A 13,454-nucleotide genomic window follows, 5' to 3' on the forward strand; every position below is an offset into this window, starting at 1 on the left:
TCATCATTGCTGACATGGTCAATATAGCGTGATAAATCGCCTTGTGAAATTCGGTTTGCCTCACTAATCAGCCCCTTGTGTGGCCTTAATCACTTTTTTCTCTAGCTGAATATAGCAAAGTATTAAAGTGCATATAATTGCAATAACAAAAGCAATGCTGATAATACTGAACGTTGAAACCTTATCATTGTTTTGTGTGACTTGTTCGGCACTTTTTCGCTCAATTGAAGACAAAAATGCACTGACAGGTTGTTGGATTTTGTCCACTTCAGCCATGTAATTTTCATCGGTAAGTAATGCGATAGCGTCAATCCATTGGCTTTTGTCTTTCTCACTGATTACATGAGGATCTTGCCCTACAAGGTGATCTACTAGAGCGAATGCCTGCTCTTCTGTTTTGACCAATTTTAGGGAAAGCTCGTTTGACTCTGCGAGTAATGCTAAATCAGATTTATCGACATTATAGGCTTGTAACCTTGCTAAATAGCTTTTCTTTTCGCCATTGAGCCAAGCTATATCTCCTTGTATTTGCCCAACCAGTTCAAAGTATTGTTGTTTATACTGGCTTTCCAGAGTAACAACATACTGTCGAGCAAGTTCTGTTAACTTGATAGAGTTAGACGACGATAATTTAGCGAGGTGACTTAATTGATACCTTTGTTGTGCTGCCTGTTGGCTGTCTGTTTGACCTGACTTTAGCATTAGGATAATGATTAATAGTCCAGCTGCTAGGGTAATCGTTGCTGCAAAAACAGCTCTTAATAAATACCTAATAGACAAAGGTAAACTCTCATTTATTTACAACGGTTATTATTAACCATAGTGCAAAAATAATGAGAGTAAACACGATCACAATAATAAAATATAATTTCAAACTTAATGCTTACTAAAAGCTATAAAGCCTAAATGAAAGTTTAGTTATATTTATCAGCAGGGTACACAACACCTAATTGAGCTCTTGCTTCATCAAGCACAGCCATAACCTGTTTTGATAAAGTATGTGTATTTACACTCGACTCAATCTGCCCTGCTTTTACTGCATTAATAAAGTGCTTCACTTCGTGGCGCATAAAGTGTTCATCAAATGGTTCTGAGAGCTCTTCAACCGTGCCATCATTACCAATAAACTGCATACGTCTTAATAGTGATACTGCTTCGATACGGATACGGCCTTTTTCACCTTGAATTTCAGTAAAATTATCACCTTGCGAGATTTTAGAGTAGCTGATCACTGCTTGTTTATCGGCGTAATTCAATAACACATCGCCAGCGCCATCAACACCCGTTTCAAGCAACACACCGCTGGCTTTTACACTTTGAGGCGCGCCCCATAAAGCGAGTAAAATATACAGCGGATAGATACCTAAATCGACCAGTGCACCATTAGCAAATTCTGGCAAGAAAGTATTTGGCCGCTCGCCATTTTTATATTTATCGTAACGAGATGAGTATTGACTATATTGACCAATATATTTGCGCGGTGTACCAATTTTTATGAGGGCATTTTTTAAGCGTGCAAAATTTGGTAAATGCGTGGTCATCATCGCTTCCATGTATAGGCGTTGATGGGTTTTTGCCGCTTGAATGATTGCCGCAAGCTCTTTGCTATTAGCAGCCGAAGGCTTTTCACCTAAAACGTGTTTACCGGCTTCTAAACACATGACAGCGTAGTGTTTGTGTAAGCTATTTGGTGCTGCTATATAGACAGCGTCTACCAATGGGTCTTGGCATACTTGCTCAATACTAGTGAACACTTTAGCGTCAGTAATGTCGTGTTTTGCAAGAAAAGCCTTGCCTGTTTGCTGCTCTCGAGAGCACACACCATATAAGGAGAAGTCTTCAATTTGTTTGGCTGCACTGAGTAGTGTGTCGCTTATAAAATTGGTACCGACAATCACAAAGTTCATATTTACTCCTCGTTGTTTTGTGCAAGCCATGCTTGCCAATCCTGTTCAAATTTTTCCATTTGCTTATGTTTTTTGCTTAACAAATGTTTGTCTTCATCTTCTTGTGCCATATAAGGACCAACGCGGCATAATGCACAGTGTTTATCACCTAAATAAGCAGGTAAAGCAAGCTTAGAGGCAATCTCGGTGTCCGTTTTTTCGCTAAAGACATAGGTAATGCCACTGGTGTCTTTAACGTGCTTATCGCGGTCAACATTGCGAATCTTATAGCCAGGGAACAGGTTAATATCAAATGGCATTTGCCCCAAGTATTGACAATCGAGCCCTTGATTTAAGCTGCCTTCAATATTCCATTCGCGATAGGGCTTTACATCCTTAGAGGTGATGTAACATAGCATTGGGCCGTTTTTATCTAATGCGAACTGGCTAGCGTAGTCTAAGTAGCGATGCAGTAAGGCACGGTTTAGCACATTCATACCACCGTGTTTTGTATTTGCTTTAAATGCGGCTTCACCTACAAATGCAGGTATAAGTGGAAATTGAAAAATAACCACATCGAAACATTCACCACCTAAGCGCTGCCACGACTTAGGTTTTGTTACATCGAACTCAGTGAGTGTTTGTATATCGAGTTGTTGCAAGGCGCTAAGTGCATTGTCGGCATATTTTTGTTCTACGGTTTTTGCATCATCATAGGTTGAAGCAACAAGCTTTTTGGGTTTTAAATGACTCGCTAAAGCATGCGAAAAAGACAAGTCACCATCGCCTACCGTTAAAATGCGCCAACTAGGGTTTAAAAACATGCTGTTATTTGCCTTGTTCTGGCGGTGTTTCAACTGCAATTTCAGGGCAAAGGGCTAAGCGAGTTTTTAAACCTTCAATGGCAATTTGCTTAAAGATTAAGTTAAAACTAATCAAAACGGCAATAACGATATGAATAGGACCATGCGTAAAGCCCGCATCTGTATCAAAAAGCATTAATCCGAATAGCAAAAACATGGTTGCTAAAAATATTTCAATCAGCTGATTTGAATATAGCTTTAAAGAACCTTGGTTTTTGTGGTCTTTTTTGATGTGAATCGCACAAAAAAATGGGATCACTTTAATTTTGAAGTGAGCACCTTTTTCAACGTAATTTTCGCCAAGGTGGTCTAGCTTGGCGCGTAGTTGATCTATCATAGCAAGTCCTTAAAAATCTGAGCCGCGGATGTTACCGCAAACGCAAGAAAAGGGCTACTCAGGATAGATGCTCATGCCAATCACAAATATATGACATACAAATACCACTGAGGTTAAAACGAATCGCATCTTTTGGTAATCAACATGATAGGTTTGCCACTGCGGTGAGCTTTTTTCGAATAAAAGCACTAACCAAAAACTCGCAGCGAGCCAAGTCAGTGTCCAAGTCGCTGGTAAAAAGCTTAAAAAGCCAATCGGTAAGATAGGGATAATGGCTTTAATGGCATCAGCATGCGTCTGTTGGCCAGCATGCCATAAGTTACCAGCCATAAAGGCTAAAATAGCAATGCTATAATAAGTGAAAAAGTCTAAGTTGACAGCATTACTCCCTGCTATGAGTGGCCAGCCTACGCAGCCTAAAAACGGCAGTAAACCTAAGTAACCGAGTTGAATGTGATTAATAAACTTTTCCATAATGACCTTAAAACCGCTTAAATTAAAAAAGCATACCTAACGGTATGCTTTTATCTTTTAACTATTTTATACCAGTTATGCGGCTAAAACGATCGCTTTGTTATTGGCGTAACTCACGACGTAAAATTTTGCCTACCGTTGACTTAGGCAGCTCCTCCATAAAAATGATTGATTTAGGCACTTTATAAGCACTTAAGTTTTCGCGGCAATAGTCACTCACTTGTTGCTCATCAATATGCTCTTTTAAGGTAATGTAGGCGCATACACGCTCACCGGTTTTTTCATCTTTCGCACCAATAACGGCCGCTTCGCAGATAGCAGGGTGCTGACACAGCACATTTTCAACTTCGTTAGGGTAAACATTAAAACCAGAGACAATAATCATGTCTTTTAGACGGTCTATAATCTTGTAATTACCACTTGGTAGTTTCAGACCTACATCACCGGTTTTGAAAAAACCATGTTTCATACATTTATCAGTCTCATCTTGGCGTTGCCAGTAACCCATCATCACCTGCGGACCTTTAACAACTATCTCGCCAGACTCACCGTCTGCAACGGGCTCGTCGTTTTCATCCCAAATTTCGACAGTGGTGTTCGATAGTGGGCGGCCAATACTACCAATTTCTTCTTTTTTAAAGTCGTTGAGTGTCGCAACAGGTGAGGTTTCTGATAAGCCATAGCCTTCAGTAATAGTGCAGCCTGTGGTGCTCATCCATGCATCGGCAGCAGCATGTGTAAGGGCTGCGCCGCCTGACACTGTCATTTTTAGATTCGAAAAATTCAGTGCCTTAAACCTTGGGTGCATACACAAACCAATAAATAAGGTGTTAATGCCTGAAAAGTAATTAATTTCAAACGGTTCGATTTGCTTTACTAAGGCATCTAAATCACGAGGGTTTGGAATCAGTACATTAAATTGCCCCATGGCAAACAGGCCAACCATATTCACAGTAAAGGCGTAAATATGATAAAGCGGTAGCGGGCAAATACCTGTTTCTACACCTGGCTTTAAAATGTCGTCAAAGCGCTCATTCATTTGCTCTGCATTGGCTAAAATATTGCCATGGCTTAGCATCGCAGCTTTGGCTATGCCTGTTGTACCACCCGTGTATTGTAAAACTGCAATATCATCGCGACTTGCATGATGAGCGTTGAGTGGTGCGAGTCTTTCACCTAGGCGAATGAGTTCATTTAACGAAAACTGACCTTCTTGCAGTGTCGGTTCAGCAACAGCGGCTGCAACAATAACTGTTTCTAGTGATGTGCCATCGATAATGGTGGCTAATTTGTCGGTGAGGGCATCAAGAATAACAACCGCTTTTACGCCTGCATCATTAAACTGGTGCAGCATTTCACGGGCAGTATAAAGTGGGTTGGTATTTACAACAATTAACCCTGCACGAAATGCTGCGTAGGTAACGATAGGGTAGTCAACAATATTAGGCAGTTGAATGGCGATTCGATCCCCTGTAACTAAGCCACTTAGTTGTTGAAACCACTGTGCTAAGTAACGAGATTGTTGTTCTACTTGGGCATAAGTGATTGTTTTATCATCACTATTATAAGCGGGGAGACTGGCATAAGTTTTACACGTATGCTCAATTAATTGCGCGAGATTAGCATGTGTGTTCATGGGTATTCCTTAGCGTGTTGTTTTTATTAATTGTTGTTTGATGAGGCGATCCATTACAGAACCCATTATCCAACTAGGCAAATAACGCCTCATGATAGAGGTTAGTCTAGATTGTAAGCCTAGGATCACCATTGATTTTTGTCTATCCAAGCTGTGTAACATTTGCTTAGCGACTTAGACTGAGTGAAGGTTTGGGTATAAACTCTTATCGGTATTATTAATAGCAAATGGCTGTCCATTTCAAAGTTTGGGCTAACCACAATAACGAAATTGTGACCAGCCAAACTATGCATCAACGACAACAATAAACTACATTACCAACAAGCATTGGAGAGGCAGACCTTGGCATGGCAGACATTATTAATCATTAAGATTTCTTTAACGATCCATTACCCATTGATGCTGGATTCTGAGAATGGGTGTGGGTTTTACTGATTTTACACAGAAGTAACAAAGCTATTTATTATCTAACTATTTGAATTATCAATTATTTTTTATGTTTTTACAGTTTAATCTGAAAAATCAATCGTTTTAATCTAAACAATCAATTTTATTTTGTTCGCTCACACCTCTATTGTATTAATCAAGCAGACGCAAGGCTGCGTTAATTAAACTTTTTAAATACATCAATGAGGAAAAATATGAGCACTTCATTAATTAACACAAAATTACAACCATTCAATGCAACAGCTTACCACAACGGTGACTTTGTTGAGCTAACTGAAAAAGATGTGCTAGGTAAGTGGTCAATCTTCTTCTTCTACCCAGCAGATTTTACTTTCGTCTGCCCTACAGAGCTTGGTGATGTTGCTGACTTTTATGAGCAACTGCAAGAAATGGGTGTTGAAGTTTACTCAGTATCAACTGACACGCACTTCACTCATAAAGCATGGCACGATACGTCTGACACAATTGGTAAAATCAAATTTCCAATGATTGGTGACCCTACAGGTCGCATTACACGTAACTTCGGTGTGATGATCGAAGACGAAGGTCTTGCTCTTCGCGGTACATTTGTAATGAACCCTGAAGGCGAAATCAAAGTAATCGAAACTCACGACTTAGGTATCGGCCGTAGCGCGAAAGAGTTAGTACGTAAAGTACAAGCTGCACAGTACATTGCTGACCACGATGGTGAAGTATGTCCTGCATCATGGCAGCCAGGTGAAGAGACACTTGCTCCTTCACTAGACCTAGTTGGCAAAATCTAATTTGCCATAGCATTAAACGATAGCAAAGTTTTGCTTTGCTATCCCAATGCAATCTTAATTGCCCATCACAACTCACATTAAGCACATTAGCGGGTGATGGGCAGTTATCCCTAAATTTATTCTAGATTATTTATTCTGAACTCAAGGGCTAAGCCATGTTAGATACGAATATCAAAAACCAATTAACAAGCCACTTTGCTTCTATTACCAGCCCTGTTGAGCTGCTTATCGCCTTGGATGACAGCAATAAATCAACAGAACTTAAAAGCTTAGCAAACGATTTAGCTTCGTTAAGCGACAAATTTTCGGTGCGAGATAACCCTAACCAAGACGTGCGTCGCCCGTCTATGGTGGTGTCTTCACCTATAAACAATACGCAAATTACATTTGCGGGTGTGCCTATGGGCCACGAATTCACCAGCTTGATCCTTGCACTTCTTCACACAGGTGGTCATCCAAGTAAGGCATCAGAGACTGAAATTGAACAAATTAAATCATTACCTGCGCCGCTTAACTTTGAAGTATATATTTCATTAAGTTGTCAAACATGCCCGCAAGTTGTGCAAGCACTTAACTTAATGGCGGCGCACAATGAAAATATTACGGCCACTATGATTGACGGTGCCTTGTTCCAAGACGAAGTGAACGAGCGTAATGTGTTGGCAGTACCCGCTGTTTACTTAAATGGCGAGTTATTTAGTCAAGGTGCTGTAAACCTGACCGACATTTTAAACAAAGTGGATACCAAAGCGGCTGCACGCCAAGCCGAAGCACTGAACGACAAAGCGTTATTCGATGTACTTGTTGTGGGTGGTGGTCCGGCAGGGGCTTCTGCGGCGATTTATTCAGCACGTAAAGGCTTGAACACAGGTGTGGTTGCTGAGCGTTTTGGTGGTCAGGTATCAGACACCTTAGCCATTGAAAACTTTATATCAATTAAAGCGACCGAAGGCCCTAAATTAGTTGCACAACTTGAAGAGCACGTAAAAGAATACGATGTTGATGTGATGCAAAATCAACGTGCGGCATCATTGACTAAGCAAGGTAATTATCAAATCACCCTAGAAAATGGTGCAGTTTTAAATGCTAAATCAGTGGTATTAGCAACGGGGGCTCGCTGGCGTGAAATGAATGTACCAGGCGAGAAAGAGTATCGCGGTCATGGCGTTGCTTACTGTCCTCACTGTGATGGTCCGTTATTTAAAGGCAAAGCGGTAGCGGTTATCGGTGGTGGTAACTCAGGTATTGAAGCTGCAATCGACCTTGCAAACATTGTTGAACATGTCACCGTGCTGGAGTTTGCCGATACCTTACGTGCTGACGAAGTCCTTATTCGTAAAGCAAATAGTTTAAACAACATTACTATTATCAAAAATGCGCAAACGACAGAAGTTATTGGTGATGGTAAACGAGTAACAGGCTTAAGCTATATTGACCGCATCTCTGGCGATGAAAAATCACTTGAGCTTGCAGGTATCTTTGTGCAAATCGGCTTGGTGCCAAACACTGAATGGTTAAAAGATTCAGAGCTATCATTGACTCGCTTTGGTGAAATCGAGATTGATAGCAAGGGTGCAACATCATTACCGGGTGTTTATGCGGCAGGTGATGCCACAACAACGCCGTTTAAACAAATCATTATTGCGATGGGCAGTGGTGCAACGGCAAGTTTAGGTGCATTTGATTACTTAATTCGCCACAGCGATGAGACTCAAAGCACGGAAGATGCAGCTTAATTAGTTGTATTAATAATGCCTCTTGATTAGGCAGCTTTACACCCATAGCTGCCGTTTTAAAGCCGCCCTCTCCAAAGGCGGCTTTGCTTTTTATTAATACAGCTATTGATACTGCGCTGCAGTAATAAATTCTTCAAAACTTTCACACCAAATAATCACCGTATTGTAATCAGAAATATTAATACTTTGCGGTATTTGCACTTTAAAACCATTAAACGAACGCACGGCTGCAACACGTTGCATGGTGCCTTTTTGTGCTAAGAAATCGGCTTCGTTATCAATAAAATTGCGCGAAAAATACAATTGGTAATCAGGGCCAGGTGATAGCTCACCTTGCATTGAGATGGCATCATTCGTTAAGTAGACTGTGCCGTTTCCATAGTGAAAACGATCAGACCCCGCTAAGTTAGGTTTAAATTCACCACTGAATAAAGCACGGTTTTTGTGTTGCGTTAGGGTGCTTGAGCTAGGAGCGGGTGCTTCAGTCAAAATAGGTAAGCTGTACATGCCAGTGAAAAAACCGGCTGCAAAAATGATAATGACAGCTATCAACATCAGTAATTTTTTGAGCATTATTGTCACTCCATATTAGTGAGAATTATTGCGTGTCGCTGATTGAGCTTAAATTGCTTTTCTACATCACCAAAATACTGTATGAAGAGTGCTTCAAGCTCGCCCGATTTTGCGAGTTTTTGCATGCCTTGCTCAAGAAGATCTCTAACTTCAACGTTCTCTTTACTTAAATAAAAATAATAGTGACTTGGGTATTGCAGCATAATTTGCGGCGCAATAGCAAAATCAAACGAATTTAATTTGTTAAATTCTGACTCGATAGCCAACACCGAGCGGGGGAAGTAATCCCCAAGGCCCACTTCTAAGGCTTTGAGCATTCCTTGGTAGTCTAACTCGCCATTAACTTTCAATCCATTCGCTTTTAAAATAGTGTAATCAGACCAGCTTTGTTGCTGTAAACCTACAAATGGTTTTAGTTCGTTAAGGTGGGTAATGTGTTTGAAGGTTTCTTGGTCTTGTTTGCGAATAATTAATAAGCGTTTTCCATGCAGCCCTTTGTACAAGGGAATTGATGTTCTAATAAGCGCGTGAGGTTGTTCATTAGGCATTGATAACCATGCAAGAGTAATCGCCTTATTATGACTTAACTGCTCTATAATTCGCTTATTGTTCATGGGTTTAACGTTATACATTAAGGCGACATCAGCACCCATTACGGCAAAGCTTTTTTCTAAAATTGCATGGATATATTGGTTTTTAGTAGCATCGGTATAATTGGGTTTGGCGAGTTGAATAACAAGCCTTTCGTGAGCTGTGACTGAAAAGTTGAACAGAGCAAAATAAAAAATACACAATAAAATGGCTCTGTTCATGGCTATACTTTTGTTAAGATTTCTAAATTATTTAAATTTACACTTTAAAAACATGTACTTGTTGCTGTAAGCGCGATGCTAATGAAGCCAATTCTTGGCTTGCTTGCGCATTTTGCTGAGAGCTTTCGCTTACCAATGAAATACTACTACTAAACTCGTTAATATTACAACTTAGTTCATTAGCGACAGTGGTTTGTTCATCGGTTGCAGTCGAAACCTGATTATTCATCTCAGCTATTTGGGCCATCTCTTGTGTTATTTCGGCTAAAAGTTGTGATGATCGTTCAGCATATTCAACACTTTGCTTTGCACTGTCATCTGCGTTCCCCATCGCACTAACAGCTTGTTGTGCCATAGATTGTAACTTAGTGATCATGTCATTGATACTTGCGGTTGCTTTTTGTGTATTGTGAGCTAATTGCCTTACCTCGTCAGCAACGACAGCAAAGCCTCGACCAGACTCACCGGCTCGTGCTGCTTCTATCGCTGCATTAAGAGCAAGTAAATTAGTTTGCTCAGCGACACCCTGAATCATCATAACAACTTGATTGATATCGGTTGATTGTGTGTTTAACTCATTGATAAGTTGGGTGTTGGCATTGACGATATGTGATAAATGATTGATTGCGTCAATATTCTCTTGCACCGACTTTTGTCCAAGCTTTGCAGTATGATCTGTGTGAGATGCTTTTTCTGATGTTGCCAATGCATTTGCCGCGACTTGTTCAATTGCACTACTCATTTGCGTAATGGCGGTCGCTATCATCGCAGACTGGTGCTCTTGTTCAGTGGCTGTGCTGGCAACTTGGTCGCTGATTGAGTTCATCTGTTCTGCCGCAGAAGAGAGAGTGAGCGTTGCGCTTGTTACATCGTTTACAAGGGCGTGAATGCGCTCCATCATGGCATTAAAATGGTGTGCGGCTTGCGCTATTTCGTCGCTGCCATGAGGCTGTGCGCGAAGTCGTAAGTCGGCATTTTCAGAGATGGAACCAATTGTTTCACTGAGCGAGAGTAGTGGATTATGAATCGAACGATAAATAATAAAGGCTATAAATAATAAGAGAATAATAAGTATTGTAATGGATGCTGTCATCGCAATACTGACTTGGCTAAAATCTTTGTCTGCAGACATTCTGAATTTACTTGCCTCAGTAATTTGCAAATCAATTAACCCTTGGTAGCTGGCACTTAGTGGATCAAATACATCGTATAACTCTTTGACGAATGTATCTGAAGGGATTGCCTTAAACTCATCATTTTTAACTTGGTTCAATAAAGCCGTTAGTTTTTGTTGGACCACAGTTAAGCGCTTTTCTACAACGCTAACGAGCCGCGTCTCTTCCGTCGTAAGTTTTGTACTTAGGTAACTTTGCCATTTTCTATCAGCGATATTCTTTGCTTCAGTAACTGAAGTCAAAAACTCATTTTTAGCTATTTGATTCGCGCGGTATTTATGAAATAAATCAACAATATTAACTGCATAGTTGTCAGACACTGACTTTATCTGCTCAAGAGGGACGACCCTGTCATCATATAAGCTGTCTATCCCTTTGACCATATTCGACATTATAGACATTGCAAAAAATGAAGTGATCACAAAAACAGTAACCGGTAACAAAGCCAAAACGGCTAATCGCGTACGAACGGTGTAGTTATTTAACATGGTAGGAATACAAACTTTAATAAGGACGTATTATTAAAGCTAATAGAGAAATGTATTTAATCAAGTTTTTGCAATAGTAAATGTGAAAGTGGTTGAATCGACGGTGTACAAGATGGTGGTAACTAAAGCTTCAAGTACTAATTTTAGTTTTGAGCTTTAAGTTGCTTATTGCCTTCAATGTATAAATTATCGCCATCCCAACCTTGAAAAATCGCGGGGTTAATGTGGTCTATGGCAGTACTTCCTCTAGGGGATAGTCTCATTCCTCCCTCATAAGCAATATCTCCGGATGCATAATATATTTTGGCAACGTATTCATCTGGCTCTAAATTTTTATTTTTTGCAATTAAGACAAATACGCCGCCATCCAAACCGCCCACCCAAAATGCTTTATTTGGTACTGCACTTGGTTTTTTCGGTACATCAAGGTCAATTTGTTGAGCATCGCAAGCACAGAGAAATAACATGGTTAATACTAAAAGCAGTATTTTTTTCATTTAATCTCTTCTAACCCTTCTATTTTTAGAGTTTTACTTTTTGGAACGTCATCTAATTAAGCCCCTTATATATGATATGGCTTAAGTGTAAGCTCAGCCTCGCAAAATATGACTAAGCTAGGTTAATTTGTATGGCTTTGATTTTATTTTTAAGCCGCTTGAGTTAAAAATTGTTGCCCTGCATCAATGCCCATATTGTATCCCGATGATAATTTGGCAAACGACTTGGTGGTGCGGCCGACAGCAAATGTAGGTGGCGGAGCAATAATATTAATATGGCAATCAATAGGTGGATTCATTATAAAATCAATGCTCTGATTGTAGTTTTCGGCACGATGTAACGTGGCCATAGCAAGCGCGGGGTTTTCTTTGTACAGGCGTTTTACAAGCCAAGGGGCTTTTGATGGTTTTTTCTTGTAGCCTAAAGGTTGAGAGAGAATAACCGTGATATCTTTATTACCCATCTCATAAGCTTTTCGAACGGGAATAGAGTCAGCAACACCGCCATCAGCAAGCTGTAGATTGTCAACTCTTGGGTATTGGCGATAAGCAATAGGCAAAGCACAGGATGCTTTTAATTGCTCTTCGAGGGACTGAGCATGACCTTTTAGGTATTCTGCTTTTCCAGTGTTTATGTTGGTGGCAACAATATAAAACTCAGCAGCTTGCTTCTCAAAGGTTTCTAAATCGAGACGAATATCTCGCATGGTTTCTTGCCATAGCCAATCTAAATCAAATAAATGGCCACCTTTAATAAAACGAACAAAATCAATGAACTCTGGACGGCATGAATAATCAGTAATAACGGCATGGTTACGTTTGTATTGAGCACATAAGTAAGCTGCAATATTTGTTGCTCCCGCCGATACACCATAACATTGTTTGAAAGGTTGATAGTGCGCTTCTAAAAAGGCATCAAGTACCCCTGTAGCAAAAATACCGCGCATAGCGCCGCCTTCTACAACCAGAGCTTTGTTAATTGTCATAATAGCTACCTTGCTTTCAAACTGTTTATACCCAAACCATAGCAAACACAGGCTAAAAACAAAATAGAGTTTTGGCTCTAGTTGTAAAAATTGTATTTACTTAAATACGCTAAAGCTAAATAGCTAAAAAACGTAAGCACTTAAATAAATAGATAAATATATTGAAAAAATAGATGTGGCTTTATTTATGTAAATGCACCCCAAATTAGGTGCATGAGTAGAGGCAGGTGATCAGTTTTAGCGTTTTCCCAAGATAGGAGTTTGCATATTCGGATGGGCATTAAACAAGGTACAAAACACATAGCCTGTTACGAACATAACTATGCTATATGTAGCGCTAGGAATAGCCATAACCCATCATTATTACTGGCGATTAATATGGCGAGCTTGCCATTCTTGCTTTGATACTGTGTATTTTATAGTCATAGTTACTTCCTAAAATGGGACCTTACGAACAATAATGTCTTTAAACATCACCCAGTCGCCAATAAAGCTATAAAAAGGGTGAGTAAACGTGGCAGGGCGGTTTTTTTCAAAAAAGAAGTGACCTACCCAAGCAAAACCGTAGCCGATTAGCGGGCAGAAAATGAGCAAACTGTATTGCTGTTGGTAAAGTGCAGCAAACAAGATAGCCAACACAAACCAGCTGCCAATGAAGTGTAAGCGTCGACATACCTTATTTTTGTGTTCTTGTAAGTAGTAAGGGTAAAACTCTTTAAAGTTTGCGAACTCGCGTTTACTTGCGACGGTGCCCATATTGTTGTCTCCGTTGTTAATTAC

General features: G+C 40.1%; 14 protein-coding genes and 1 pseudogene. 2 read left to right on the forward strand and 13 right to left on the reverse strand.

Features of this window, described 5'->3' with window-relative positions; translation table 11 throughout:
- Window positions 1-11 precede the first annotated feature (11 nt).
- From L0Z67_RS18010 to L0Z67_RS18040, 7 genes and pseudogenes are all read right to left on the reverse strand, one after another.
- Window positions 12-71 (reverse strand): annotated as a pseudogene (locus tag L0Z67_RS18010) (hypothetical protein); the annotation flags it as partial.
- Complete coding sequence (locus L0Z67_RS18015; protein ID WP_392353691.1) at window positions 64-780, reverse strand: hypothetical protein; 717 nt, start codon at window positions 778-780, stop codon at window positions 64-66. The gene L0Z67_RS18015 and the pseudogene L0Z67_RS18010, both read right to left, overlap by 8 nt.
- A gap of 134 nt (window positions 781-914) precedes the next feature.
- Window positions 915-1,907, reverse strand: coding sequence for a Gfo/Idh/MocA family protein (locus tag L0Z67_RS18020; protein ID WP_392353692.1), 993 nt, complete (start codon window positions 1,905-1,907; stop codon window positions 915-917).
- Window positions 1,908-1,909: 2 nt separating this feature from the next.
- Entirely contained in the window at window positions 1,910-2,710 is an 801-nt protein-coding gene (locus tag L0Z67_RS18025) for a class I SAM-dependent methyltransferase (RefSeq protein ID WP_237115367.1), read from the reverse strand.
- A 4-nt stretch (window positions 2,711-2,714) separates the two neighbouring features.
- The gene (locus L0Z67_RS18030; RefSeq protein WP_062567576.1) at window positions 2,715-3,086 is read right to left on the reverse strand and encodes a hypothetical protein; all 372 of its coding nucleotides are present in this window, start codon (window positions 3,084-3,086) and stop codon (window positions 2,715-2,717) included.
- Window positions 3,087-3,140: 54 nt separating this feature from the next.
- Window positions 3,141-3,560: a DUF3429 domain-containing protein gene (locus L0Z67_RS18035; RefSeq protein WP_062567575.1), complete on the reverse strand. Its 420-nt coding sequence runs from the start codon at window positions 3,558-3,560 to the stop codon at window positions 3,141-3,143.
- 100 nt (window positions 3,561-3,660) lie between these two features.
- Window positions 3,661-5,196, reverse strand: a complete 1,536-nt coding sequence (locus L0Z67_RS18040) for an AMP-binding protein (protein WP_392353695.1) — start codon at window positions 5,194-5,196, stop codon at window positions 3,661-3,663.
- 641 nt (window positions 5,197-5,837) lie between these two features.
- On the opposite strand from L0Z67_RS18040, the gene ahpC reads away from it, so the two are divergent.
- Together ahpC and ahpF are read left to right on the forward strand one after the other, a co-directional pair.
- A complete protein-coding gene (ahpC, locus tag L0Z67_RS18045; RefSeq protein WP_062567573.1) occupies window positions 5,838-6,407 on the forward strand; it encodes an alkyl hydroperoxide reductase subunit C in 570 nt (189 codons plus the stop codon).
- Between the two features lie 155 nt (window positions 6,408-6,562).
- A complete protein-coding gene (gene ahpF / locus L0Z67_RS18050) occupies window positions 6,563-8,143 on the forward strand; it encodes an alkyl hydroperoxide reductase subunit F (protein ID WP_392353697.1) in 1,581 nt (526 codons plus the stop codon).
- Window positions 8,144-8,245: 102 nt separating this feature from the next.
- Here the strand turns inward: ahpF and L0Z67_RS18055 are convergent, their stop codons facing one another.
- The 6 genes from L0Z67_RS18055 to L0Z67_RS18080 all read right to left on the reverse strand — a co-directional run bounded on the left by L0Z67_RS18055 (window position 8,246) and on the right by L0Z67_RS18080 (window position 13,430).
- Entirely contained in the window at window positions 8,246-8,716 is a 471-nt protein-coding gene (locus tag L0Z67_RS18055) for a DM13 domain-containing protein (protein WP_392353699.1), read from the reverse strand.
- 5 nt (window positions 8,717-8,721) lie between these two features.
- A complete protein-coding gene (locus L0Z67_RS18060) occupies window positions 8,722-9,528 on the reverse strand; it encodes an ABC transporter substrate-binding protein (RefSeq protein ID WP_237115362.1) in 807 nt (268 codons plus the stop codon).
- Window positions 9,529-9,565: 37 nt separating this feature from the next.
- Window positions 9,566-11,191, reverse strand: coding sequence for a methyl-accepting chemotaxis protein (locus L0Z67_RS18065; RefSeq protein WP_062567569.1), 1,626 nt, complete (start codon window positions 11,189-11,191; stop codon window positions 9,566-9,568).
- Window positions 11,192-11,334: 143 nt separating this feature from the next.
- The gene (locus tag L0Z67_RS18070) at window positions 11,335-11,688 is read right to left on the reverse strand and encodes a hypothetical protein (protein WP_392353702.1); all 354 of its coding nucleotides are present in this window, start codon (window positions 11,686-11,688) and stop codon (window positions 11,335-11,337) included.
- Between the two features lie 149 nt (window positions 11,689-11,837).
- Window positions 11,838-12,674: a patatin family protein gene (locus L0Z67_RS18075; RefSeq protein ID WP_392353703.1), complete on the reverse strand. Its 837-nt coding sequence runs from the start codon at window positions 12,672-12,674 to the stop codon at window positions 11,838-11,840.
- 435 nt (window positions 12,675-13,109) lie between these two features.
- The gene (locus L0Z67_RS18080; RefSeq protein WP_392353705.1) at window positions 13,110-13,430 is read right to left on the reverse strand and encodes an Mpo1-like protein; all 321 of its coding nucleotides are present in this window, start codon (window positions 13,428-13,430) and stop codon (window positions 13,110-13,112) included.
- Window positions 13,431-13,454 lie beyond the last annotated feature (24 nt).

The sequence above is a fragment of the Pseudoalteromonas sp. PB2-1 genome (assembly GCF_045040605.1).
Lineage (GTDB): Bacteria > Pseudomonadota > Gammaproteobacteria > Enterobacterales > Alteromonadaceae > Pseudoalteromonas > Pseudoalteromonas arabiensis.